The organism is Acidobacteriota bacterium, assembly GCA_016712445.1.
GTDB lineage: Bacteria > Pseudomonadota > Alphaproteobacteria > Caulobacterales > Hyphomonadaceae > Hyphomonas.
On sequence record JADJRB010000002.1, the window covers coordinates 656701 to 682125 of the forward strand.

The following is a 25425-nucleotide window of genomic DNA, read 5'->3' on the forward strand; positions in this document are numbered from 1 at the left end:
CCTTCTCTTCAGGGTGCAGTCTCAGTTCCGTTTCTGATGTGGATAAGTCGGTGCGGTTTACGAAGCGGCGGGAACTGGTGGGCAACAATCAGCGCGAGGCTGTCTGCAAGCGGCGACGCGCTATCGCGAAGTTTCGAAATGATCTGTGTCCAAGCTTCGTCGTTTGCGTCCGAAAGAAAGGTCCGGATCGCGCGCGCCAGCGTATCTGCCGCCGGCTCACCTCCACGCGCAGCGGCTGCCTCAACCGACTGGCGGGCCTGCAAAGGCAATTGTGCATACGCAGCTTCAATGTCTGCAAGCGCAGACCCAAGCAGGCCGTCAAGCCGGGAGAGATTGGTTTCCCCATCAGCGAGCCGGCCATCGTCGCCTAACTTGAGGCGCGGCGCTGCAGCCGAATTGGACAAAAGTTCATCAACATATCGCACAGCCGCTTTCGTCCAGGCTTTGGCTTCAAGCTGCAATGCAATATGCGGGCGAACATAGTCGAGCGGTAGTTGTGCACCCGGAGACATGTGGTCGAGCCGAACGACATGCCATCCATGTTCCGTGAGTACCGGTTCGGCAGCAATCTCGCCAACCGCAAGGCTCATCGCCGCGTTCCAGATATTCTCAAGGACATCGCCGGGCCGCAGCTGTCCCAAAGTCCCGCCTTCACTCGCAGAGGGGCATGCAGAATGGTCTGCAGCCAGATGCCTGAACATTTCCGGCCGGGTTCTCAGGCGGTCGATCAGGTCAAGGGCCCGCGCGCGCGCCAATGTGAAGCCTTCCACTGTTTCATCTGCAGATGCGATCAGGATATGCGACACTTCCAGCAGCGTGGGCGACATAAAGGCGTCCGGACGCGCGTCGTATACAGCCTTGATATCGGCCTCTGGCGCCGAGCTCACGTCAATTTCTGCGCTGAGCACGGCGCGTATCAGCGCCTCCTCTTCGGTTTCCTCCTGGTCATCTGCATTTCGCTCAGGAACGGGCTCGAGCCCGAGTTCGCGGGCGCGATCAAGAAGAACCGCCTTTGCGGCGAGGGCGCGGCCGGCCATGGCGCGTGCGTCCGCCAGCGTCGGTGCGTGATGGTTTTGGGTCTCCCCGGCCAGAAGGGTTTCGGGGATTTCGACACCGTGAAATACTGCAACAGCGACCGACATTACACACCTCCCGTTGAACTTGCCCGCTTTTTGCTGGCCGCCATGTTGCGGCGCGTCCGGACAAGCTGCCAGCCACGCCGGTTGAGGTACCAGACCGGCGCAGAGAGCATGTGGACGAGGCGCGTGAAGGGGAAAACAAGGAGGATCGTCAGACCAAGGACAAGGTGTGTCTTGAAGATCCAGTGTACCTCAGCGATGTGGTTGGCGGCGCCGGGCTTGAATGTGAAAATGCTTTGTGCCCAGGCCATGAACTTGACCATCTCAGATCCGTCGAGATGCTGCGCGGACAGCGGAATGGTCGACAGCCCCAGAGCAAGCTGGACGGTCAGGAGCGCGAGTATGGCCGTATCGCCGAAGCTCGAATTTGCACGGATGCGCGGATCGAATACGCGGCGGTGAAGAAGAATGAGCGCGCCCGCGATGGCGAAGACACCGGCGATGCCGCCTGCGACGATCGCGAGGACCTGCTTGGCGCCGTGACTGATGCCCACTGCATCGAAAAACTGAATGGGAGTCAGCAGACCGACAAAATGGCCGGCGAAGATCACGAGGACGCCGAGGTGGAAGAGCACCGACCCCAGTACGAGCTGTTTGCGCCTCAGGAGCTGTGACGAACCGGAACGCCAGGTATAAGGTTCGCGGTCGAACCGGATGACGGAGCCGATCGCGAGGACCGACAACGCAATGTAGGGATAGTATCCAAACATCGCCTGGTCAAACCAGCCTGCGCTGGCAAGAGAAGTTACGTGTTCCTGAGCCATGTCTGGCCTCCTTTATTCAATCCGTTAGAGGCTCGCGTCGAGCGCAAGCCAGAATTTCGTCCTGTCTGCGGGCCCGCCAGCGGCGCCGTCGAAGACGGCCCCTTTGGCTTCGAGCGTCAGCCAGGCATTGATGGGCAGGGTGAACACGGCGTCGAATTCACGGCCGTAAGACACCGCGCCATTATCGCTATCGAAGTCATGGTAGATCAGCGCCCAACCTGCAGGCTTTGCGTTCTCAATGATCTCAAGTCCCTTGCCGCGCAGGCCGAGGCTAAGGTCTCGCACCCCGGTAGCCGGCGTGTTGAGAAACACGTCCGCCCAGCCCTGGAAGGCGTGAAGCGTCGCCAGAGGGGTCGCGAACCCCTGCCCGGCCGATCCCTCGAGAACATCCAGGTTAGCGAAACCTGAGTAATTACCGCGCGCAAGCGAAGCGCCGTACGACTGGAAGCCCAGATCTTCGGCCGGACCATTTCCGTTATAATCGCTCTGGCGCGCAGCCAGAGCCGTCATCCCGAATGAACCCGCTACCGTTTCCCATGTGTCTGACCAGCGCATGGAATAGGTTTGGGACGAGGCTGCTGGCGCGTTATCGAAATCGAGGAGCAGCGCGGTTGCGGCGAACTCTCCAAGCCCCGTCTTGGCGCCGAGCCGCACCACGTGTGAATCGCTTTCAAACTCACCGGCCGGGCTGTCATCCCCAAAGATGCGATGCACCTTGTCAATGTAAACATAGTCGAGTGTCGCTGCCTCAAATCCCGCATAGCCGATCCGCAAGGCATCGAAGGTCTGCTCGTTCTGGCGGAATCCGACATTTCCCACGAAGCGTGCATCGTCAAAGATAATGCGCTGGCGTCCAAGGGTGGCATTGCCAGCGTTCCCCTTCCAGCCAACCTGCAAGCGGTTCAGCTCAAACGCTTCAGGGTCCGGGACAACCGCCTTGCCAGGCACGCTCCGAACGGTATCCGGGAAGTCCTGATTGAGGTGGCCAATCGCCTCTGCTTCAACAAGCGCGCTCCAGCCGCGGCTCGTCTTTATCTCATAGCCAACCCGCCCTCGCAGCGTCAGAGCTGTCGTCTCGTCCAGGCCTGCCTGATCGACAAATTCGCTCCTGAGGCGGAGGTCAATGACCGGCTCGCCATCGATATCAGCGTTCTGAGCCGCTGCAGCGGGTGCCATCGCGGCGAGTATCAGTCCGGCAAAAATGTAGGCATACGAACGTATCATGGCCGTTGTGCCTTCATCGCCGCTGCTGCCTGCTGAGGCGCAGAACAGCCATCGCGCGCATCGCCGGCGCCAAACGTGACCGGCTCTTCGGCCCACGCCCTGTCGAGCGCCGCCAGGTCGCTCGGATCATCATCCTTGATCGCGAGCAGGCTCTGAACAGCAGCTTTGTCGGCAGGCCTGTCAGAAATGGACAGGAGCGCGCCGAAGACGGCGCGGTAATGGCTCTGGCGCTTCTTGAGCCGCTCCGAGATCGCTTCGAGTACATGAGCAGCCTCGCCGATCAGCGAAGCAGCCTCTGCCTCCGGCAGTATGGAGAGGAATTCGAGGAACACCGGAAGATAATCCGGAAGGTCACTCACGTCCATTTCAAGGCCATGCGTCCGGTAGAGTTCGACGAGGCCGACCATTGCGGGACCCCGTTCCCGGCTTTCGCCATGAACATGTTCGTAGAGGTGAAGCGAAACACTTCGTGTCCGGTCGAAGAGATCAACATATGCCGCCTGGAGCTCGTAGATATCTCCGTCCGCAACATATTCTGCGAGCTTGGCGAGCGAACCCGAGATCCGATCAGGGACCAGTCCCTCACTGATTATGGCCTCAACGCACAGCCGGGCCTCGGCCTGCAAAGAAGCTTCGGGATAAGACAGGAGGCGCGAAAGTGCCCGGTATGTAACTGCCATGGTTCAGGTCTCCATCGGTATCTTGGACCGCGAGCGCTTGTCCTTGCCAAACAGGCCAAGTTCAGTGCGTCCGCCTGAGCAGTCATTTCCGAACGTGAAGCCGCATTCGCCCCGAAGATCGAAAGCGTCTTCGTCCGTTTCGCGGTGAGTTGTCGGAATGACGAAGCGATCTTCATAGTTTGCGATAGCCAGATACCGGTACATCTCATCGATCTGGCGCGCCGTGAGGCCGACACGTTCCGCCGTGGGATGATCGATCACGCCTTCAATGGTCTTCGCGCGCATGTACTTGCGCATGGCCATCATGCGCTCCAGTGCGGCAACGACGGGCTCTTCCTTGCCTGCGGTCAGAAGGTTCGCGAGATAGCGCACCGGTATGCGCATCGATGACACATCAGGCATCTCTGCGTCGTTCTCGAGCGCGCCCGCAGCCATCGCCGATTGAATGGGCGAGAGCGGCGGCACGTACCAGACCATCGGGAGCGTGCGATACTCCGGGTGAAGCGGAAACGCGATTTTCCACTCCATGGCCATCTTCCAAACCGGGCTCACCTGGGCCGCCTTGATCCAAGCCTCAGGCACACCGTCGAGCCGGGCCTGCGCGATGACGGCCGGATCATTGGGGTCAAGGAATACATCGAGCTGGGCCTGATAGAGATCCTGTTCATCCGCCGTGCTTGCAGCGGCTTCAATCTTGTCGGCGTCATAGAGGAGGACACCAAGATAGCGGATCCTGCCGACACAGGTCTCGGAACAGACTGTAGGCTGACCGACTTCAAGACGCGGATAGCAGAACGTACACTTTTCGGACTTTCCGCTATCCCAGTTGTAGTAGACCTTCTTGTACGGACAGGCGGAAACACACATACGCCAACCCCGGCACTTGTCCTGATCGATCAGGACGATGCCATCTTCCTCGCGCTTGTAGATCGCACCCGAAGGACAAGCCGCCACGCAGGTCGGATTGAGGCAATGCTCGCAAAGCCTAGGAAGGTACATCATGAAGGTTTGTTCGAAGGCGCCATAGATGGCCTTCTCGACACCTTCAAAGTTATAATCCTTGCTGCGCTTTTCGAACTCGCCGCCGAGGATTTCCTCCCAGTTCGGCCCCCATTCGATCTTCTCCATGCGCTCACCCGTGATCTTTGATCTCGGACGTGCGGTCGGAAACGCCTTCATCTCCGGCGCGGTCTGGAGGTGGGAATAGTCGAAATCGAACGGCTCATAATAGTCATCGATTTCGGGAAGGTCCGGATTGGCGAATATCTTCGCGAGGATACGCCATTTGGCGCCCATGCGCGGCTCGATGCGGCCATTCTTCTTGCGCCGCCAGCCACCGTTCCAGCGCTTCTGGTTCTCCCAATCCTTGGGAAATCCAATCCCCGGTTTGGTTTCGACATTGTTGAACCAGGCGTATTCAACGCCTTCGCGGCTGGTCCAGACATTCTTGCAGGTTACAGAACACGTGTGGCAACCAATGCATTTGTCCAGGTTCAGTACCATGCCGATCTGTGCACGGATCTTCATTGTGCGCCCTCCGTTTGAGCAGCAGGTGTTTCGAGCCAGTCAACCTTCGCCATCTTGCGAAGGACAATGAACTCATCGCGGTTTGAACCGACCGTGCCGTAATAGTTGAAGCCGTAGGCCAATTGGGCATATCCGCCGATCATGTGCGTCGGCTTCAGGATCGTCCGTGTCACAGAGTTGTGGATCCCGCCGCGCTTACCGGTAATCTCGGATCCCGGCGTATTCACGATCTTCTCCTGGGCGTGATACATGAACATCGTCCCTTCACGGATCCGCTGAGAGACGACGGCCCGCGCCGTGAGCGCACCGTTAGCATTGAAGACTTCCACCCAGTCATTGTCGACGATGCCGGCCTTTCGGGCGTCGGTTTCTGACACCCAGACGACGGGCCCGCCGCGGTTGAGCGTCAGCATCATCAGGTTATCGGTATATGTGGAGTGGATGCCCCATTTCTGGTGCGGCGTGATGAAGTTGAGCGTGATCTCTGAATTGCCATTGGGCTTGTCGCCTTTGACATGCAGCGTCTTCAGGTCGATCGGCGGCTTGTAGACAACCAAGGTTTCACCGAAGGCCCGCATCCAGTCATGGTCCTGGTAGAGCTGCTGGCGTCCCGTCAGGGTTCGCCAGGGGATCAACTCATGAACGTTCGTGTACCCGGCATTATAGCTGACATGCTCGCTCTCGATCCCGGACCAGATCGGAGAGGTGATGATCTTGCGCGGCTGGGCAACAATGTCCCGGAACCGGATCTTCTCGTCTTCCTTTGGCCGCGCGAGATGGGTGTGCTCCCTGCCCGTCTGCTTTTCGAGCGCTTCCCAAGCGCGGACCGCCACCTCACCGTTGGTTTCCGGGGCGAGCATGAGGATTGTCTCGCAAGCATCGATGTCGGTCTCTATTATCGGTCGCCCTTTGGCGACGGTCTCGTCGAGCACCCTGCCGTTCAATGAACCGAGTTTTTTAACTTCAAGCTCCGTGTTCCAGCCAATGCCCTTTCCGCCGTTGCCGAGCTTGTCCAGCAAAGGTCCGAGGGAGGTGAACTTTGCATAGATCTGGCTGTAGTCGCGCTCGACGGTGACGACCGTCGGCATGGTCTTGCCGGGCACCGGCTCACACTCTCCGGCATACCAGTCCTTCACGCCGTGTGCCTGCGCCATTTCGCCGGCGGTGTCATGCTGGATGGGATAAAGAACCACATCCGTTTCCACACCCAGTACTTCCGATGCGATTTCCGAAAAGGTCTTGGCAAGGCCCTTGAAGATCTCCCAGTCCGACCGGCTCTCCCAGGCCGGATCGACGGCCGCGCCCAGCGGGTGAATGAAGGGATGCATGTCGGACGTGTTGAGGTCGTTTTTCTCATACCAGGTCGCGGTCGGCAGAACGATGTCAGAGTAGACTGCGGTCGTAGACATCCGGAAATCGATACATACGAGAAGGTCGAGCTTCCCGCGCGGCGCTTCGTCGTGCCACTTGACCTGGCGGGGCTTGTCCTGACCCATTTCACCAAGGTCTTTGCCCTGCACGCCGTGGTCGGTCCCGAGCAGGTGTTTCAGGAAATACTCATGTCCCTTGCCGGACGAACCAAGCAGGTTCGAGCGCCAGACAAACATGTTACGCGGCCAATTGTGTGGATCGTCCGGATCCATGCAGGACATCTCGAGCTCGCCGGACTTCAGCGCCTGCGCGACATAGTCTTTCGCATCCTTGCCGGCAGCTTTCGCCCGGCCTGCGATCTCCAGAGAATTGGTCTTGAGTGCTGGCGCCGACGGCAGCCAGCCCATGCGTTCAGCTTTCGCGTTGTAATCGATGAAACTGCCGGCCCAATCTCCCGGCTCGGCCGTTGGCGAGAGGATTTCGCCGACCGGCACCGTTTCATACCGCCACTGGTCGGTATGCGCATAGAAGAAGGAGGTCGAGTTCTGCTGCCGCGGGGGACGGACCCAATCGGTTGCGAAGGCCAGCGGCGCCCAACCGGTCTGCGGACGAAGCTTCTCCTGGCCCACATAATGTGACCAGCCGCCACCCGACTGTCCGATACAGCCGCACATGACCAGCATGTTGATCACGGCGCGGTAGTTCATGTCCATGTGATACCAATGGTTCATGCCGGCACCGATGATGACCATGGACTTGCCATTGGTCTTCTCGGCGTTGGTCGCGAAACCTCGGGCCGTCGCGATGATGTTCTCCCGCGAGACGGAGGTGATCGCCTCTGCCCAGGCGGGGGTGTAGGGCTCCATGTCATCATAGCCGGCAGCCAGATGCTCGCCGCCATACCCCTGATCGACACCGTAATTGGCCATGAGCAGGTCGTAGACACAGGCTACGAGTGCGTCCGAACCGTCGGCAAGCCTGACCTTTTTTACCGGGATGTTCCGCGTCAGGACACTCGGATGGTCGGTCGATGCAAAGCCGTTGGACGCCGTGTTCGCAAAATAGGGGAACCGGACCTTGGCAATCTCGTCTTCGACGCCCTTGAGACCGAGGCGAAGTTCAGTTTCTGCGCCAGAGGCGTCCCGCTCCTCAAGGTTCCATTTGCCGTCTTCGCCCCAGCGAAATCCGATCGAGCCGTTCGGCACGACGATTTTTCCGGACCTCTCATCCAGCGCGACGGTCTTCCAATCCGGATTGTTGCTCTCCCCGAGCGCGCCGTCGAAGTCTGCGGCTCGCAGGAGCTGCTGCGGCACGAAGCCATCTTCCTGCGGCACAAGCCGCACGAGCAGCGGCAAATCTGTATACTGACGGACATAGTCCCGGAAATACGGCACTTGCCGGTCGCGGTGATATTCCGTCAGGATAACATGGCCAAAAGCCATGCCGAGCGCCGCATCAGTCCCTTGCTTGGCCGCAAGCCAGAGATCAGAGAATTTCGACGCTTCGGAATAGTCCGGGCAGATAACGACCGACTTCACGCCCTTGTATCGAGCCTCGGTGTAAAAGTGCGCGTCCGGGGTGCGTGTCTGGGGAACGTTAGATCCCCAAAGGATAAGGAAGCCCGAATTGTACCAATCGGCGCTTTCGGCGACATCTGTCTGTTCGCCCCATGTCTGGGGACTTGCTGGCGGCAGGTCGCAATACCAGTCATAGAAAGATCCGGTGACACCGCCGATGAGCTGCAGGTAGCGCGCGCCGGCAGCATAGGAGACCATCGACATGGCCGGGATCGGCGAGAAGCCGAATACGCGGTCAGGTCCCCATTTCCGGATGGTATGAGCGTTCGCAGCCGCGATGATTTCGTTGGCTTCCTCCCAACCGGCGCGAACAAAACCGCCGAGGCCGCGGCGGGTAACATAGTCAGCCCGCTTGTCCGGATCTTCCTGGATCGACTTCCAGGCAGCAACGGGCGCCATCGTCTTTCTTGCCGCCCGCCAGGCCTTGAGCAGCCGGGCACGGATCAGGGGGTATTTCACCCGGTTTGCGGAATAGAGATACCAGCTATAGCTTGCACCACGCGAACAGCCGCGCGGCTCATGATTGGGCAAGTCGTCCCGGGTGCGGGGATAGTCTGTCTGCTGGGTTTCCCAGGTGACGATGCCTCCCTTCACATAGATCTTCCAGGAACAGGATCCGGTGCAGTTCACACCGTGCGTGGAGCGCACGATCTTATCGTGGCGCCAGCGGTTCCGGTAGGCCTCCTCCCAGGTTCTGTCCTCGTCATTGATGACGCCGTGTCCGGCAGAGAAGGTTTCTGTCTTGCGGCGAAAGAAGGTCAGGCGATCAAGTGTGTGGCTCATCGGGGGCTTCCGTTCATTCAGCTTGTGCAGGGGTGAGAGCGGGCGCGCGGCGGCGCTCGACATCGTGGAGGAGCCCGCCCGGCCGCACATAGACGAACCATGTGATCAGCAGGCAGGAGACGTAGAAAGCGAGGAAGGCGTAGAGGGCTGTCTCGGCGCTGCCGGTTGCCGCAATCGACATCCCGAAACTCTTCGGAATGAAGAAGGCACCATAGGCAGCGATCGCGCTCGTAAAGCCGGTAATGGCGGCGCTTTCCTTTTCCGACTGTCGAAGCAGGGCATCGCCCTTCAGGTGAGGCTCAAGACGCGCGATCTCCTTGCGCATGATCGCCGGGATCATCTGGAAGGTAGAGGCGTTGCCGACGCCGGTGGCGAAGAAAAGGAGGATGAAGCAGGCAAAGAAGCCCGTGAAAGCACCTGGCTGGTCTTTGGCCCCAAGGAAATAGAGAACACCGATAGTGCCAGCCATCATCAGGAGGAACACGGCAATCGTGACACGTCCGCCGCCAAAGCGGTCTGAAATCCAGCCCGTAAACGACCTCGCTAGGGCGCCGACGAGCGGCCCGAGAAACGCGATCTGCAGAACGTTGACTTCAGGAAACTGGGTTTTGGTCAGCAACGGGAACGCCGCCGAGAATCCGATGAAGGATCCGAAGGTGCCGGTGTAGAGCCAGCACATGATCCAGTTGTGTGTGCGCCGGAAGATCACGGCCTGATCAGAGAAGGACGCTTTGGCCGTGGACAGATCATTCATTCCGAACCAGGCCGCAAAGGCACTGAGCGCAATGAACGGGACCCAGATGAATCCGGCGTTCTGCAGGAAAAGTTCTTCACCTGTCGCACTGACCTGCGGATTGCCGCCGAGAACGCCGAAAACACCGGCGGTCACAGCAATCGGCACAAGGAATTGCATCGCGCTGACACCGAGATTGCCGAGCCCGGCATTCATGGCGAGCGCGTTGCCCTTCTCCTTTTTGGGATAGAAGAAGCCGATATTCGACATCGAGGAGGCAAAATTTCCGCCACCGAGGCCGCAGAGCAGAGCCAGGGCAAGCATGATCCAGTAAGGCGTACCCGGGCTTTGAACCGCCAGACCGATGCCAATCGCCGGGATCATCAGCGACCAGGTTGTGAGCGTCGTCCAGAGCCGCCCGCCGAATACCGGCACCATGAAGCTGTAGAAGATCCGGAGCGTGGCACCGGAGAGGCCGGGGAGCGCAGCAAGCCAGAAAAGCTGGTCGGTTGTGTAGGCAAAGCCGATCTGCGGCAGCTTGGCGACGACAACCGACCAGACCATCCACACGGCAAATGACAGGAAGAGTGAAGGAATTGAAATCCAGAGATTGCGCGACGCAACTGACTTTCCGGTTTTTTCCCAGAACGCCGTATCCTCAGGCCGCCAGTCGTCGATCAGCTTGGGGGCAAGCGCGCGGGCTTCCTTTTCTCCATGAATGGGCTGCATCTCAGGCAGTTGAGGCAACGCATCGAGCGTCGCACCGGCGGCCTGGCGTTCCATGTGCCGGATGGCGAAATGCATCCAGATCAGCGATGCCGAGACAACCACGAACAACAGCATGAAGCAGCTTGTCCAGATACCGGTCAGGTCATTCAACAGCCCGAAGACGATCGGGAGGATGAAACCGCCGAGCCCGCCCATGAGGCCGACCAGTCCGCCCACCGCGCCGACATCCTTGGGGTAATAGACCGGTATGTGCTTGTAGACCGCCGCCTTGCCGAGGCTCATGAAAAAGCCAAGCACAAAGATCGCGATGACGAACACGGCAGGGCCTGTCGCCAGCCGGAAGCTGATCGGTCCGCGGACACCGTCCACCACATACGAGGTAGGAGGATAGGAGAGGAAGAACGTGACAACAACGGACACAAGAAATGTCCAGTACATCACCGTCCGTGCACCGACTTTATCCGACAGGTGGCCGCCGTAGATGCGGAACAGGGATGCAGGAACCGAATAGGCCGCCGCCAGCATGCCGGCCGTCTTTATGTCGAAGCCGTATACGCCGATCAGGTAGCGCGGGAGCCAGAGGGCCAGTGCCACGAACGCACCGAACACGAAGAAATAGTAGAGTGAAAACCGCCAGACCTGGACGTTGCGCAAAGGTTCGAACTGGGAGGCAAAACTGCGTGGGCGCGCACCTGAGAGCCGGCGCGCCGCCAGGTCGGGATCATCCTTGGTGAAGAAGAAGAAAACGATCGCAACGGCAACGAGCGCGAGCGCCCAGACGTTGGCGACCCCTTTCCATCCGATGGCCGCCATCACCAGAGGCGCGGCGAACTTGGTCACAGCGGCGCCGACATTTCCCGCCCCGACGATGCCAAGTGCAGAGCCCTGCCTTTCCGGCGGGAAGAACTTTGACACATAGGTGATCGACACGGAGAAGGACCCGCCCGCGATACCGATCCCGAGCGCCGCCAGAAGGAACTGCGGATAGGTTTCGGCGAAGGTCAGGAGCCACGTGGCGAGCGCTGCGAGGAGCATGACCAGGAGGTTGACGATCCGGCCGCCATACTGGTCGGCCCATATTCCGAGCACGAGACGCGACAGGGAACCTGTCAGGATCGGCGTTCCGACAAGCAGGCCAAACTGTGTCTCGGTGAGCCCAAGATCCTTCTGTATCTGAAGGCCGAGGATTGCAAAAATCGTCCAGACCGCAAAACAGGCGGTGAAGGCGAATGTTGTCAGACCGAGGGCAGCGTTTGCCCCTTTGGCAGCTGGATTGACAGCCGGTGTCATGATTGCGCCCTCCCCGTAAGCGCCAGAGGTTCCTGAAGCGCCCCAGAGGTGTCATTCACGCGGCCGGCGAGCCTTGATTTTTGTGAAGCGACGGCTTGGCGAATGTGCGCTGGCCTGCACCAATTGAGATCAATCTGCGCAGGCCTGACAGTCAGCGCTGCGAAGCATGATGTCTGCGATCAGACCCGCTGACGGATCCGAATGCGCGGCTTGACTTTTATCAAGCGTCGGCTAGGTCTGTGGGCGGCCAAGGTTTGCCCCCGCGCGCCATTGTCCGCGCGACGTTCGTTCCGCAACAGCCCCTTAGGAGGCACGCATGCCATTAAGACCAACTGATGCGGAACATATCCGTCATCTGTCGTTTTTCCGCGCCTCGACGGACGCGACGTTCGACAAGGCGATCGCTGGCGGATTTCTGCAGAAGTTCCCGGCGGGCACGACCCTTCTGATGGAGGGCGACACGGTCGATTTCCTCTACATCCTTCTGGAAGGCTCGGTCGAACTGGGCGCGGGGTGGAAATCGAAAGATACCACGCTCGCCATCCTGCGGCCCGTGTCGACCTTCATTCTGGCTGCTGTCGTACTCGATGCAGACGCGCTGATGACTGCCGTAACGCTTGAGCGGTCCGAGATACTCATGGTGCCAGGCGAGTCGCTGCGCCGCGCGATGAAAGAAGATGCGGAATTCTGCTTTGCCGTCTCGGAAGAACTCTCCGGTTGCTATCGCGGCCTCGTGCGTTCGATCAAGAATCACAAACTGCGCGACTCGACCGAGCGGCTGGCCAACTACCTGCTGACCCAACGCGCCCGCCAGGGCGGGAAAATCGAAATCGTCCTGCCGCATGAAAAGCGGGTCCTGGCTTCGCTTCTGGGTATGACGCCCGAAAACCTGTCGCGCGCTTTCCTGAAGCTCCAAGCGCAGGGTGTGACCGTCGACGGCGCCCGGGTAAGGCTCGAGAAAGTTACAGCGCTTGAGCGGCTGGCGCGTCCCAGCCCGCTCATCGACAACCACTTTGCGCAGCCGCGCAATGAGCTTGGAAAGGCGCATACCGAGCGCCAGAAAGGCCTGCTCGACGGGAAAGGCAGCGCTTAACCGCCCGCCTGGGCCAGGTTCAGCATGTCGCCCGTATCACCCGCATGCAGTCCGTGGGCAGCCGGTTTGAAAGTTAGCGCATCCACGACGCAGTCCTGCAACTCGCCAATCTGCGTGTCATCGACCAACAGTTTTCTCAGATCTCTGCCGCCTTGCCCGAACAGGCAAAGACGAAGCTGCCCGCGCGCCGTGACCCTCAGCCGGTTGCAGCCGTCACAAAAGCCTGCCGCGTAAGGCGCGATGAGGCCGATACGCCCGGCATAGTCTGGATGCGTGAATTCGATGGCTGGTCCATCCTCAGCGCCGCGTTCCGAAGGGGTCCAGCCCCGGTCCTGAAGCCAGGTCCGAAGTACCTGCCCGCTGACATGCTGCTGTTCGAAAAAGGCCTTATTGTCCCCGGTCCGCATAAGCTCGATGAAGCGCACGGCGATTGGCCGATCCTTCACGAACCGTGTCCAGGCTGAAAACCCGTCCTCCAGCCCGTCGCGCAGAAGCACGGCGTTGACCTTGAGAGCTTTCAGCGGGAGCGCCTGGGCCCGTTCCAATCCGGCGAGAACATCTTCCAGCCGATCATGCCCGGTTATTTTTCTGAAGGTGTCGCGGTCAAGAGCGTCCATGCTGACATTGAGATGTGTCAGCCCGGCCGCGACCCAGTCGTCGACATGACGCGCAAGGTTCCAGCCATTGGTAGTGAGAGCAACCTTGCCGATGCCTGGCTGGCGCGCGGCGCAGGCGATCAACTCACCGATGTCTTTGCGAACGGTTGGCTCCCCGCCTGTGAGGCGGATCTTGGTGATTCCGAGCCCTGCAAAGGCGCGGACCAGGCGCGCGACCTCGTCAGCGGCGAGGAAATCCATGGCGCCCGATTTTGTGTAACCGTTCGGCAGGCAGTAGGTGCAGCGGAAGTTGCACACTTCCGTCACCGAAAGTCTCAGGTAACGAAACCTGCGTCCGAATGCGTCCGTCGCAGCTGCGCCGGGAGATACCATCGCGAGGCTCCTTTCCAAGAACGGGAGGCGGCAGGGTTTCCCCTTACCACCCGCGGCCGGAGCGCCTTGACGGTTCGTGATATCGAAACGTTTTAGGCGAGCAGGCTCGGAGCGATTTGATCCACGCTAGAGCGGCCCTCGGACCCTGTCTTTGACCTTCCGGGGTAAGCGGATTGATGTGGGTCAAGGCGCCTGGGGCGCCGCATCAAGCAGCTTTGCCGAGCCTCGGCGAAACAAGCCTCGGGCCATAGACAAAGACAAACCCGAGAAAGGCGCCGGACCAGAGAGCGGACGCCAGGAAGTTTGCGTGCATCTGGTAAGGCTGGTCCAGAAACGGCGCGGCAACGCGCGCCAGGGCCGCTACGTTGACCAGCCCGTATATGACAAGGGTCCCCGCACCGGCCGTCAAGGCACGCCCGGTATGCCCGAGACTTGAGCGCGTCATCACAGCCAGGGTCATGACACCAACCGCGCCCGCACCCGCTGCGTGAAGGCCCGCTATGCGAGGCACATGTTCAGGCCAGAGGCCGCTGAGCCCAATCAGGACAATTGCAAGCGCCGCCCATGCGTACCCCACATGCAGGACTGTCACCAGCGGCTCGGCCAGCGTGCGCTCCCCGCCCCAGCGCGACAGGCGAAGGCCGTTCAGGATGCCAGCGACCAGCAGCAGGATTGACGCGGCCAACGTCCCTCCGAACACGGCCCAGACCGCGAGCGCTGCGAAAGAGACCGCCAGTGCAACTGCATCGATCCGCCCTGCTGCTTCCGGAAGCGGTCCGCCCTGACGGGCAAGCCAGTTGCGCGTAAAACTCGGTGTGATCCGTCCACCGATCAAAAGGATCAGAAACAACAAGGTGCCAAGGCCTGCCCGAATAGCGGCCTGGGGCAGTCCGCCATCGTCAAGCGAGATCCAGTGGAATGCGATGTTCGCCAACGCCAGCAGGCTGACCGCACCGGCGACTTTGAGATTGCGTGTATTCTGTCCCGCGATCACCTCGCGCCAGATGATTCCCGCGAACAGCACCATGAAAGCGCTGTCGACCATCGCGGGCACCCAGCCCGGCCCTGGCTGGAAGAGCATTGCCGCACGGCCGGCCACCCAGACGGTCACCAATACCATCAGCGGGAGACCGCAGACAGGCAACCTGCCAGTCCAGTTGGGTACGGCGGTCAGCAGAAATCCCGCAACAATGGCCGACCCGTACCCGAACACCATTTCGTGCACGTGAAACGCAAGGCCTGCATTCACCGGGAGCGCATCCGGCCCGGCGGCATAGGTGACGATCCACAGCGGAACCGACACCGCGGCCCACAGCGCCCCCAGAAGGAAAAAGGGACGAAATCCGAAGCTGAACAGTGCCGGTCCGCGATAGTCACGTACCTGCTGGGATGTAGTGGCCATGAACCGTTTATTCCTTTGCTGATCTCAGCCGCACTTCGAGTGGCCACATTCAAGGCAGGTGTCGCAGCCTTCCTTTCGGACGAGAGCCTTCTGGCCGCATTTCGGGCAGAAGGCTGCATCCGGCGACGTGGCGGGCGCGACATGATCGTGCATGCCCAGATGTTCTGAGACGATACGTCCGATGGCCGCCGGCAACGATGGGACATAGCGTCCGTCCATGAATGCGCCGCCCTGCGGATCGAACACCGCCTGAAGCTCTTCAGCGACAAAGCCCACATCGCCGCCCCGCCGGAACACGGCGGAGATCATGCGGGTCAATGCAAGTGTCCATGCGTAATGGTCCATGTTCTTCGAGTTCACGAAAACTTCGAACGGCCTGCGTCCCCGCCCGTCGTCCGCGTCATTTATGGTCACATAGACGGCATGCGCACTCAGCGGCCATTTCAGCTTGTAGGTCGCGCCCTCGAGCCGTCTCTCGCGCGGCGACAAGGCGTTCTCTGTTGAAACCTTCGCCGCACTTGCCGGCGCTGGCGCGCTGACAGACATGACAGACCCGGTAATCGCGTTGGGGCGATAGGTCGTCAGCCCCTTGCAGCCAATCTGGTAGCCCTGGAGATATATGTCCTTGAACGCATCAAAGGAGATTTCGGCGGGACAATTCACGGTCTTCGAAATTGAGCTGTCGATAAATCTCTGGGCGGCGGCCTGCATCCTGAGGTGATCATCCGGCGTGAGCGTCTGCGCGCTCACGAAGATTTCGTCCGGCAACGGATAGTCCGCACGGGTCCTGCGCCATTCTGACAAGGCATAATCAGTGACGGGCTCTTCCCGCCGGGTACCGTCGCCCTGCAAGACCTTGCGGGTGTAGGAAAAGGCAAAGACCGGCTCGATCCCGGACGATACATTGTCCGCGAGCAGCGATGTCGTTCCGGTGGGCGCGATCGACGTCAGGCACCCATTGCGTAGCCCGTATTCTGCGATCAGCGCCCGCGTCTCCTGATCGAGAGAGAGAAGGTTTGGCCGGTCGAGGACGGCGCTGTCATAGAGCGGATAGCGTCCCTTTTCTGCTGCGAGGTGGGCCGAGGCGCGATAGGCGGCACGTTTTATGGTTCCCAGCCAGAGCTCGGTCAGGGCGACAGCCTCATCTGATCCGTAGGCAGCGCCGCAGAAGATGAGCGCGTCGGCAAGGCCGGTTACGCCGAGCCCGATACGTCTCTTGCTCCGGGCCTCCTTCGCCTGCGCGTCCAGAGGATACCGGGAAATGTCGATCACATTGTCGAGGAAACGCACCGCCGTCGCGGTGATCTCTTCCAGGGTCTCCGCAGATATACCCGCATCCGGCTCGAAGGGTGAACCCACAAGCCTTGCCAGGTTGATCGATCCCAGCAGGCAGGCGCCATAGGGCGGCAACATCTGCTCGCCGCAGGGATTGGAGGCGGCAATCACCTCGCTGCCGGCGAGATTATTAAGGGCGTTCACACGGTCGACAAAGATGACGCCGGGTTCGGCGGCATCGAAGGTCGCCTTCATCAACCGGTCCCAGAGTTCGGAAGCGGGCAATGTCCGGTAAGGCGTTCCTTCAAATACGAGGTCCCAGGTCTCGCCCCGCTCCAGTGCCTCCATGAACGCGTCGGTCACGAGAACGGACAGGTTGAAGTTCCGGAACCGCGTCCCATCCCGTTTGGCATCGATGAAGGATTCGATATCCGGATGGTCGATCCTCAGACATCCCATCATCGCGCCGCGGCGCTGCCCGGCGGACATGATGGTCCGGCACATCGCATCCCACGTATCCATGAACGACAGGGGACCGCTTGCCTGTGCACCGACGCCCTTCACCGGAGCGCCTGACGGGCGGATCGTCGAGAAGTCCATCCCCACACCGCCGCCCTGCTGCAGCGTGACCGCCGCTTCGCGCAGGTGTTCGAAGATGCCGGGTAGGTTGTCTGGAAGCGTTCCCATGACAAAACAATTGAAAAGGGTCACGTTCCGCGCCGTGCCGGCGCCAGCAAGTATGCGTCCGGCAGGGATGAACCGAAAGTCGTCGAGCGCCGCGCGAAACCGCGCGCGCCAGCGTTTACGGACTGCCGGCTTTTCAGCGCCGGCGACAGCATTCGCGACCCGGTCGAGTGTGGCCGAAAGGTCGGCATCTTCACCCGCCTCGGAGCGGAAGCGGTATTTCTTGTCCCAGATCTCCTGAGCGAGCGGTGTATCGAAGGGCATGGCAGTCGTCCTTGTCTTCTGAAGTCAACGGACGGTCAGGCTTTCTGATTCTGTGCGGCTGGCGGAACGCTGCGCGCTTCAAAGACGCTCGCAAAATAATCAGAAAGCCGGATTGATGATGATCAAGGTGAGCCTTGAAAGGCACGCCTCATCCGCCGCCTGCAGCGCCTTTCGTATAGGTGGCGAGATCAAAATAGTCGCGCCAGATCCTGATCTTCCCATCCTGCATCTGGAACACGCCGCAGCAGGGCAGATCGACAGAGCGCTCACCGAGTTTCGTTCGGTCCAGCCGTTCTGCGATGACTGTATCGCCTGAGGCGACCAAGGTCAGAATCTCCCAGTCGGTCGCGGTCCAGCCTTTGAGAAAGTTCGCAATGAAGACTTTCAGCGCGGCGCGTCCCTGCACGGGCTTGAAGGGCATATTGTAGTAAATGCCGTCCTCAGTGAAATACCCGACAAGCTCATCCACATCGAGACGCGACCAGGCGGCAATAAAATCTCGGATAACTTCTTCGTTATTACTCATTCCGATCTCCTTTGCTTGATCCGGATCAATAAATCCCGCCTGGACGCGCCTTAGAACAGCAGTCCCTGAATCGTCTCGCCTGGCTGAAAGTCCCGGTTGCCGGGCGGCTGGCGCAGCAGGAGGTCCGCCTCGAGCAGGCTGGCCTGGCCGGAGGAATCCTGATGGATCAGCGGCATGGCGCGATTGTCCCTGATCCGTGCCCGGACGAAGGTTTCCCGGTCGCCCGCCGCCGGAAGGGCCGCTGCGAGCGCCCAGCTTTCAAAAACCACGGTTGCCGCTGCATCCCGGCCTCCAAGGCCGGCAAGGAGCGGCGCGAGAAACAGCCGCGCGGTCACCAGGGCCGATGTCGGATTGCCCGGTAGTCCGAGCACCGGCTTGCCGTCCACCCGGGCCAGCCAGACAGGCTTGCCGGGTTTGATGGCCACCTTCGGGAAAATATAATCAGGCGGCCCGGCGAACAGGCTGCGGGAGTGATCCCTGTCACCGACCGACGCACCGCCGATGAGGATCAGGAGGTCCGCGCCGGCAAGCGCGGCGGCTGCAGCAAGCCGCAGCTGGGCCGGATCGTCGGGGTACATTTCCCGGCTGATCACCTGCCCGCCCGCGCTCCTTACAAAAGCGGCAATCGCCGGGGAGATGCTTTCCGGTATGGCGCCAGGGATGCCGCTCGCCTCTCCGGGGACTGCGAGTTCGTCGCCGGTCGCGAGAATCGCGACCCGCGGCCGGAGATAGACTTTCAGGGGTGACTGGTCGGCGGCGGCGGCGACCGTCAGTGTTCGCCAGTCAAGCTGGCGGCCGGCCGGAACGAGGATATCCCCTTCCCGGAAGTCGGAGCCCGCTTCGCGGATGTGGCGTGCTGCTCCGGGGGGGCGAACAATTCTTGCAAGCTCACCCTCGCGCTCGACATTTTCCTGGACGATCACCCGGTCGGCGCCAACCGGCACCGGCGCGCCCGTGAATATCCGGACCGCCGTTCCCGGGGCGAGCTCGGCGCCTGGCGCGCTTCCTGCCGCCGTCTCGCCGCGTACCGGAAGGGAGAACGGGACGGCGCCGAGGTCTGCGCTTCGCACGGCATACCCGTCCATCGCCGAGACGTCATACCTCGGCATCGAGAGACCCGCGATGACAGGCTCTGCCAGTATCCGCCCTGCCCCTTCGCCGAGCGGCACGCACTGCGTGCCCAAAGGTACCGCGATCTCCACGACCCTTTGAAACGCATCGTCGAAGCTGATCACCGGCTTTCCTCTTCCGCCGCCCAGTCACCTGACTTGCCGCCGCTCTTGATTTCAAGCCGGACAGCCTCGATCACCATACCGCGATCGACGGCCTTGAGCATGTCATAGAGGGTCAGGGCGGCAACAGTCACAGCCGTGAGCGCCTCCATTTCAACACCGGTCTGGCCCTGCGTGCGCACCTCTGCCTGGAGCCTGAAGCCCGGCAAAGCCTCGTCGAGTTTTACGGTGACGGAGACCTTGGACAAGGCGAGCGGATGACAGAGCGGGATGAGTTCATGCGTGCGTTTGGAGGCCATGATGCCTGCGAGTTCTGCGGTCGTGATCACGGCGCCTTTCGGCGCCTTGTCGTCGCGCACGAGCTGCAGGGTTTCCCTTCGGCAGAGGACGCGGGCGCTTGCGACCGCGCGTCGCTCGGTGACGGTCTTGGCCCCGACATCCACCATGTGGACACGGCCGTCTTGATCAAGGTGTGTGAGTTCACTCATGGGCAGATTCCCCGGTAGCGGGCGATCTGGCCCACGAGTGAACAGGGTCGATACCGGCTGTCGAACTCGAACGCAAAAACATGATCCCACGCATCGCGGCAAGCGCCCGTCGAACCCGGAACACAAAAGATGAAAGTCTCACCGGCCTGCCCTGCAAAAGCGCGCGACTGGAGCGTGGAAACTCCCACCGTGCCGAGACTGACTGTATGGAACACCACAGAAAACCCATCCATCTCACGGCTGAAGAGGGGTTTCAGGGCTTCGGGCGTCACATCGCGCGGCGAGAAACCGGTGCCGCCAGTCGTCAGGATAACATCAATCCCCGGGTAGGCGATCCAACGGCCGACAACCTGCCGGATTTCGTCAACTTCGTCCCTGACGATGGCACGCTCAACCAGTGCATGGCCGGCAGCCCTGGCCCGGTCGCAAAGGAGGCCTCCGGACGTGTCTGTCTCCTCAGAGCGCGTGTCCGAGACGGTGAGAACCGCAATATTCAGCGGGTAGAAGGGAAGGTTTTCATCAATTCCCGGCATCTTTTTCATTCCATCTCTCAAGGTCGATAACGTCGCGTTCTGTAGGTTCGATCCATCGCTCGCCGAACGGCCCAAGTTCGCGTTTCCAGAAAACAGCCTCCGACTTGAGCCTGTCCATCAGATACTCGGCGGCCAGAAAGGCTTCCTTTCGATGATCGCTGGTCACGCCCACAAAGACGATGACCTCCCCCGGGGTCATTGCGCCGCAGCGGTGGACGACAGACACCGCGCTCACATCAAACCTTTCCAGACCGGCCCTGGCGATCCTTTGCAAGGAAATCAGCGTCATTCGCGGGTGGTAGTCGAGAACCAGATGGTCAAGCGGCTCACCTTGCTTTGTCACAGACCGCACAGTCCCCTGAAAGGAGACGACGGCGCCATGGCCCGGCGCGCGCAGGCGCAGGTCGTCCAGCCTGGCCGTGACATCGATCGGCGAAGCGGCAAGCTCCGCGTGCAAATTGTGTTCTGATCTTTCCTGGATCATGTCCAACCCTCGATGTTCAATAGAGTGCTCCGTGAGATCCGAGCACGGCGGCCAGGACAGTTACCAATGACAGGGTCATCAGAACGAGGTGCCCGCGTTGTACGATTGCCATCGTGCCGCCGGGTTGGCTCAGCATCTGCCGTTGAAACCACTGGTCGAGGAATAGCGGCTCGATCACAAAGAGGACTATGCTGAACACCGCCCAGATCGCCACCATGGCGTGCATCCACCAGAAGGCCGGATCGAGGAACCGTCCCCAGGCCGCGAGCCGGTGGGTCATGTAGAAACCGGTCAGCCCCGCCAGCGTGACTGAAATCTTTGCCTGCCAGGAAAAGGCGCTCTCAATGGCCTCGAACAGGCGGGCCCGCTCAGACGGTTCGGCGAGGCGGTGCACGCCGGGGAGCAGGACGAGCGTTACGAACGTGACCCCGCCAATCCAGTGGACGATGGCGGCAACATGCAGGGCGCGGGCAAGCGTGATATCGAACACGGGGCTCAGCTCATCCTCCAGAGACGGGACTCATGAACGCGACCGCATCGCCTGCCTGGACGATATGATCTTCCGTGACAATCTCATCATTGACGGCCGCACGCACGGACCGGTGGAGGATGGCGTCGACGCCGTACTGGCTGGCGAGCAGGGCTCTCAGGCCGGAGACAGCGAGCCCGTCCATCGCAATATCAACATGCGCTGCTCCGCCAAAAGGCGTCCCGATGCGCCCATGAAACTCTATCTGCATACGTACAATTCCTTTTACTGGCATGGGCTGAAACGCCTCAAAACGGGGGCAGCGGAGAGACGCCGATCGTGGGACGGTGCAGCAGAACAATCCCGCCCCAGACGAAGGGAACAAGCGCCATCCTTGGCTGCAGGAGCGAGGCCCAGCTCGCCCGGCCCGTCAGGAGGGCGGCAAACGGCACGAAGCTCGTGGCACGGCTGAGGCCGGCCCACTGCGCCCCGGCCAGCCTGCGGCTGCGTTTTTCCATGGCGAAGATCCCGGCGAGCGAAAAACCCCCGAGGCTGCCAAAGAGCAGAACGTGCGCAAGATCCCCGTTTGCAATGAGGTGCGCCGCAGACCAGAGCACCAGAGCCCAGAGCAAGGGATGCCGAGTGAGGGCGAGTATACCGGGATGGTCCGGATCGTATAGCCTGTCCGCGCGGCCGCCAAGACTGAAGGGATTGGCGATGGCTGTTCCCCCGACGGCCAGAATGAGCGCGAGGGCCATCAGGGCATTGGCAATCCAGAGCCCCTTCGGGACCCACAGCCAGAGACCGACAAAGGGCGCCCTGCCGGCGGCAAGGATGAGCCAGGCGAGGAACGCCAGCGACACGGCGCTGTAGATCGCCAGATAGGTCCGCCGGCCCAGCGCGGCCGTCAGCCGGACGCGTATGCCGGGCCGGGCGGGCAAAGCGTGACTGGCGAGAAAGACAATCGCTGCCCCCACAAACTCCGCCCATCCGTTCACCTTGCGTCCGTCCTGATCCGAAACCTGCCCGGAATTGTTAAACCAGCTCAAGGCGATGGGGCATGACATTGATCATCCGGCAGTCTGCTATTTTCCCGGTCGCCGCCAGACGATTGTAATGGGGAAGCGCCCGCCCTGCCGTTAGGAGTAGACGGGCAGATGCGCGAGGACAGATCGACCAATGCCAATCGTGCTGACCGCAGCGTTCTTCATCACGGCCATCCTTTATGCGAGCGTCGGCTTCGGCGGGGGCTCGACATATAACGCCCTGCTTGTGCTCAGCGGCGCGGACTACCGACTGGTTCCTGCGATTGCGCTCGTCTGCAACGTGATCGTGGTGACCGGCGGCGTCTGGCGGTTTTCGAGGACCGGAGACCTGTCCGCCCGGCGGCTCGCACCGTTCCTGATGACTTCGGTCCCGGCGGCCTGGATCGGCGGCCGGCTGGCAATCAGCGAGACAACGTTCGTAGGCCTGCTCGGCGCTGCGCTGCTGATTTCGGGGGTTCATCTTGCCCTGCAGCGGGGAACCCCAGAATCCGATCCGGCGTCTCAACCGCGCCGCGTTCCGGCTGTTCTCGCGGCCGGCATCGGCGGGGCGATCGGCATCCTGTCAGGCCTGGTCGGCATAGGCGGGGGGATATTCCTTGCCCCGGTTCTTTACTTCCTGCGCTGGGGAAACGCCAAGCAGATCGCGGCCGCCTGCAGCCTGTTCATCCTGGTCAATTCTCTGTCGGGCCTCGTCGGGCAGGTACTCAAACTCCAGGACCTCGCCCTGCTTTCACTCGCCCTGCCCTATTGGCCCCTGCCGCTTGCTGTTCTGATCGGTGGCCAGATGGGATCCTGGCTGGCCGGATATCATATCAAGCCCGATATCATCCGTATCCTGACCGCCATCCTCATCCTCTATGTCTCGGCGCAGCTCCTGTTGCGATGGGGCGCGATGATATGAATGGTTACGTTACGGTACGACCGGCACGGCTCAGCAAGCGGTCATTCAATATTTGAGAGCCTGCTGACAGGCGTCTTCAACTTTCTCATTGATTCAGCAGCTTTTGCGTCTGCTATGACAAGTATCTGCATGTCCTCAATGCATTCTGTGTCCGTTTCGCACCTCAACAAGGTCAAGAGTGAGGCCTCGCCGTGGAACCTGAATTGCTCCAGAGACTGACTGCGGCGCTCGCAATCGGCGCGCTGATCGGTATTGAGCGCGGCTGGAAACAGCGCAGTGATGAACCGGGTTCCCGAGCGGCAGGCCTTCGGACGTTTACGCTCGCCGGACTGCTTGGAGGTATCGCAGCGGTCGTTGGCACAAACCTTGGCGCTGCTGCATTTGCGGCCATTGCAATTGCTTTTTCCGTGCTGTTTGGCGCGTTTCAGTGGCGCGAAACGCGTGCTGACGAGGACTTTTCGGCGACGAGCACCGTTGCTGGCCTTCTGACGTTCGCTTTGGGAAGTCTCGCCGGCCTCGGATACCTGCATGAGGCGGCTGCAGCGGCAGTCGCGGCCGTGTGCATCCTGGCGTTCAAGCAAAGCCTTCATGCCTGGCTGGGAGGCCTGACATGGCCGGAGATCCGATCTGCCCTCTTGATCCTTGCGATGACATTCATCGCGCTACCGCTGCTGCCATCGGGACCCATTGATCCACGGGGACTAATTGACCTGCGAGAGCTTTGGTTCCTGACGATCCTCATCGCAACAATCTCGTTCGCCGGTTACGTTGCGGTCCGCGTGCTCGGTGCGAGGGCCGGACTCGCACTCGGCGCGGTTATCGGCTCGCTGGTTTCCTCCACGCTGACGGTGGCAGAACTGGCCGACCGAGTGCGCAAGGGTACTGCAACGGCGCCCGATGCAGCCGCCGCGGCATCGCTTTCAACGCTGGTCATGCTGATCCGGATCGGTCTGCTGGTCAGCGTTCTCGCGCCTCACCTGCTTTCCGAAATCCTGCCCGTACTCGGCGCGTCTGTTGCTGTCAGCGCGGCAGGGGCGCTCTATCTGTTTCATCCGCGGAAAGGGCCGACCGGCCAGCCGCTTCTGCCTGAACTGAAAAGCCCGCTCGATATGAGGTCCGTCGCGGGCTTTGCACTGCTAATCGCAGGATTGAATGTGTCCATTGCCCTGGCAACGAACTGGGCCGGCGACATTGCTGTCTTGCCGCTTGCCATCCTCAGCGGCTTTGCGGATGTCGATGCTGTGATCCTGAACGTGACCCGCCTGTCGCAGCCTCCATCCGGTCTCGCCGTCGCTGCAATCCTGCTGGCAGCGCTCGCCAACATGTTCAGCAAGTCAGTCCTCGCCTTTTTTACCGGCAATCTTCAGTTCGGACTCTACTTCGCTGGCGCGTCGCTGGCGGCCTGTCTTGCAGGCGCCGCTGCGTTCGGATTGGACCTGTACTGAATAATCGGACTGCGCCGAAGGCCGGCAAGATCAGTCCGTTCTCACTTCGACGGGCGCGTCCGACAGGCGCCGGAAAAGCCGCCGCCGCTGCGCGAGAGGCCACCAATCGTAGAGGAAGATTTCCAGGGGCCGCCAGTTGGCAACCCATCCCAGGATGATCAATCCCTCCGACAGTATGCGAGATGCAGATCCGGGGCCCAGCAGAATTGAGGCTGCCTGTCCAAGAAGAACACAGACCGTGAGCGTGGCGAGCCCGATCATCAGGGACGTCCGCCCCACCCGGAAAAGCTCACTGATATCGCCCTTCAGTCCTCGTTCTCGCTGGCGGAAGTGATTGGAGAATGCTGTCTGCAGTTCAGATGCATCATGCTGTCCCAGTGTCGAAACATGCAGGACAAGCCTGATCTGCGCGCCTCGTGGCAATTCTCTCGCCCACCCGACGATAAAGTCTTCGGTCGTCCGTGAGAGGTCCCGGGAAGGCGTCGGAAACGGATCAAGCGGATCGAACAGCAGCGCGATGTTCTCGATCCGCAGCTCGACGACAGATTCGCCCCCTGCCGGCTTGGCGAGCATTTTTTACAATCCTTTCCGCTCATGAAGAACGGGACGCGCAGTCCGCGAAAGCGTACCATTTTCCTGGGGGCATACTCAATCAGGTGACCACGACGCGCACTGACTCAGGCGCAATCAAATCCACCGCCGACGAGAATTGGCAATGCACACCTCGGTCCGGTGATTCCGCGACGTCGGCAGCCCATCACATCAATCAAGGATCGC

At 60.9% G+C, this 25425-nt stretch carries 22 protein-coding genes and 1 riboswitch; of the genes, 3 read left to right on the plus strand and 19 right to left on the minus strand.

Annotated elements, in window-relative coordinates:
- Positions 1–8 precede the first annotated feature (8 nt).
- Genes IPK75_16075 through IPK75_16105 form a run of 7 tightly spaced genes read right to left on the minus strand, consistent with a single transcriptional unit; the run spans position 9 to position 11817 of the window.
- Positions 9–1142 (minus strand): peptidylprolyl isomerase, encoded by a 1134-nt coding sequence (locus IPK75_16075; GenBank protein ID MBK8199867.1) that lies wholly within the window; start codon positions 1140–1142, stop codon positions 9–11.
- Positions 1142–1903, minus strand: a complete 762-nt coding sequence (gene narI, locus IPK75_16080; GenBank protein MBK8199868.1) for a respiratory nitrate reductase subunit gamma — start codon at positions 1901–1903, stop codon at positions 1142–1144. Before narI ends, IPK75_16075 begins: the two co-directional genes overlap by 1 nt.
- Positions 1904–1927: 24 nt before the next feature.
- Positions 1928–3223, minus strand: coding sequence for a hypothetical protein (locus IPK75_16085; GenBank protein ID MBK8199869.1), 1296 nt, complete (start codon positions 3221–3223; stop codon positions 1928–1930).
- Entirely contained in the window at positions 3124–3807 is a 684-nt protein-coding gene (gene narJ / locus IPK75_16090) for a nitrate reductase molybdenum cofactor assembly chaperone (protein ID MBK8199870.1), read from the minus strand. Before narJ ends, IPK75_16085 begins: the two co-directional genes overlap by 100 nt.
- 3 nt (positions 3808–3810) lie before the next feature.
- Positions 3811–5334, minus strand: coding sequence for a nitrate reductase subunit beta (gene narH, locus IPK75_16095; protein ID MBK8199871.1), 1524 nt, complete (start codon positions 5332–5334; stop codon positions 3811–3813).
- On the minus strand, positions 5331–9065 hold the full coding sequence (locus IPK75_16100) for a nitrate reductase subunit alpha (GenBank protein MBK8199872.1): 3735 nt from the start codon (positions 9063–9065) through the stop codon (positions 5331–5333). The genes narH and IPK75_16100 overlap by 4 nt, the downstream gene beginning before the upstream one ends.
- Positions 9066–9078: 13 nt before the next feature.
- Positions 9079–11817 (minus strand): MFS transporter, encoded by a 2739-nt coding sequence (locus IPK75_16105; protein ID MBK8199873.1) that lies wholly within the window; start codon positions 11815–11817, stop codon positions 9079–9081.
- A gap of 316 nt (positions 11818–12133) precedes the next feature.
- Between IPK75_16105 and IPK75_16110 the strand changes: the two genes are divergently transcribed.
- The gene (locus IPK75_16110) at positions 12134–12910 is read left to right on the plus strand and encodes a cyclic nucleotide-binding domain-containing protein (GenBank protein MBK8199874.1); all 777 of its coding nucleotides are present in this window, start codon (positions 12134–12136) and stop codon (positions 12908–12910) included.
- On the opposite strand, the gene moaA is transcribed toward IPK75_16110, so the two are convergent.
- From moaA to IPK75_16165, 11 genes are all read right to left on the minus strand, one after another.
- A complete protein-coding gene (gene moaA, locus IPK75_16115) occupies positions 12907–13899 on the minus strand; it encodes a GTP 3',8-cyclase MoaA (GenBank protein ID MBK8199875.1) in 993 nt (330 codons plus the stop codon). The two genes, IPK75_16110 and moaA, sit on opposite strands and share 4 nt — an antisense overlap.
- Positions 13891–14023, minus strand: a riboswitch (molybdenum cofactor riboswitch). It overlaps the preceding gene by 9 nt.
- Before the next feature lie 81 nt (positions 14024–14104).
- The gene (locus IPK75_16120) at positions 14105–15301 is read right to left on the minus strand and encodes an NnrS family protein (protein ID MBK8199876.1); all 1197 of its coding nucleotides are present in this window, start codon (positions 15299–15301) and stop codon (positions 14105–14107) included.
- A 24-nt stretch (positions 15302–15325) separates the two neighbouring features.
- On the minus strand, positions 15326–17524 hold the full coding sequence (locus IPK75_16125; GenBank protein ID MBK8199877.1) for an adenosylcobalamin-dependent ribonucleoside-diphosphate reductase: 2199 nt from the start codon (positions 17522–17524) through the stop codon (positions 15326–15328).
- 148 nt (positions 17525–17672) lie between these two features.
- Entirely contained in the window at positions 17673–18050 is a 378-nt protein-coding gene (locus IPK75_16130; GenBank protein MBK8199878.1) for a nuclear transport factor 2 family protein, read from the minus strand.
- Between the two features lie 50 nt (positions 18051–18100).
- Complete coding sequence (locus tag IPK75_16135) at positions 18101–19285, minus strand: molybdopterin molybdotransferase MoeA (protein ID MBK8199879.1); 1185 nt, start codon at positions 19283–19285, stop codon at positions 18101–18103.
- Complete coding sequence (gene moaC / locus IPK75_16140) at positions 19282–19770, minus strand: cyclic pyranopterin monophosphate synthase MoaC (GenBank protein MBK8199880.1); 489 nt, start codon at positions 19768–19770, stop codon at positions 19282–19284. Before moaC ends, IPK75_16135 begins: the two co-directional genes overlap by 4 nt.
- The gene (gene moaB, locus IPK75_16145) at positions 19767–20303 is read right to left on the minus strand and encodes a molybdenum cofactor biosynthesis protein B (protein MBK8199881.1); all 537 of its coding nucleotides are present in this window, start codon (positions 20301–20303) and stop codon (positions 19767–19769) included. The genes moaC and moaB overlap by 4 nt, the downstream gene beginning before the upstream one ends.
- Positions 20290–20787, minus strand: coding sequence for a molybdenum cofactor biosynthesis protein MoaE (locus IPK75_16150; GenBank protein ID MBK8199882.1), 498 nt, complete (start codon positions 20785–20787; stop codon positions 20290–20292). Before IPK75_16150 ends, moaB begins: the two co-directional genes overlap by 14 nt.
- A gap of 16 nt (positions 20788–20803) precedes the next feature.
- Positions 20804–21277, minus strand: a complete 474-nt coding sequence (locus IPK75_16155) for a hypothetical protein (protein ID MBK8199883.1) — start codon at positions 21275–21277, stop codon at positions 20804–20806.
- A gap of 10 nt (positions 21278–21287) precedes the next feature.
- Positions 21288–21527, minus strand: coding sequence for a MoaD/ThiS family protein (locus IPK75_16160; GenBank protein ID MBK8199884.1), 240 nt, complete (start codon positions 21525–21527; stop codon positions 21288–21290).
- Positions 21528–21564: 37 nt separating this feature from the next.
- Positions 21565–22323 (minus strand): NnrU family protein, encoded by a 759-nt coding sequence (locus IPK75_16165; GenBank protein ID MBK8199885.1) that lies wholly within the window; start codon positions 22321–22323, stop codon positions 21565–21567.
- 112 nt (positions 22324–22435) lie between these two features.
- Here IPK75_16165 and IPK75_16170 point away from each other — a divergent pair, with 112 nt between their 5' ends.
- On the plus strand, positions 22436–23203 hold the full coding sequence (locus IPK75_16170; protein MBK8199886.1) for a sulfite exporter TauE/SafE family protein: 768 nt from the start codon (positions 22436–22438) through the stop codon (positions 23201–23203).
- 191 nt (positions 23204–23394) lie between these two features.
- Complete coding sequence (locus IPK75_16175) at positions 23395–24648, plus strand: DUF4010 domain-containing protein (GenBank protein MBK8199887.1); 1254 nt, start codon at positions 23395–23397, stop codon at positions 24646–24648.
- A 30-nt stretch (positions 24649–24678) separates the two neighbouring features.
- Here IPK75_16175 and IPK75_16180 read toward each other — a convergent pair whose 3' ends face one another.
- Entirely contained in the window at positions 24679–25221 is a 543-nt protein-coding gene (locus IPK75_16180) for a hypothetical protein (GenBank protein ID MBK8199888.1), read from the minus strand.
- Between the last annotated feature and the right edge of the window lie 204 nt (positions 25222–25425).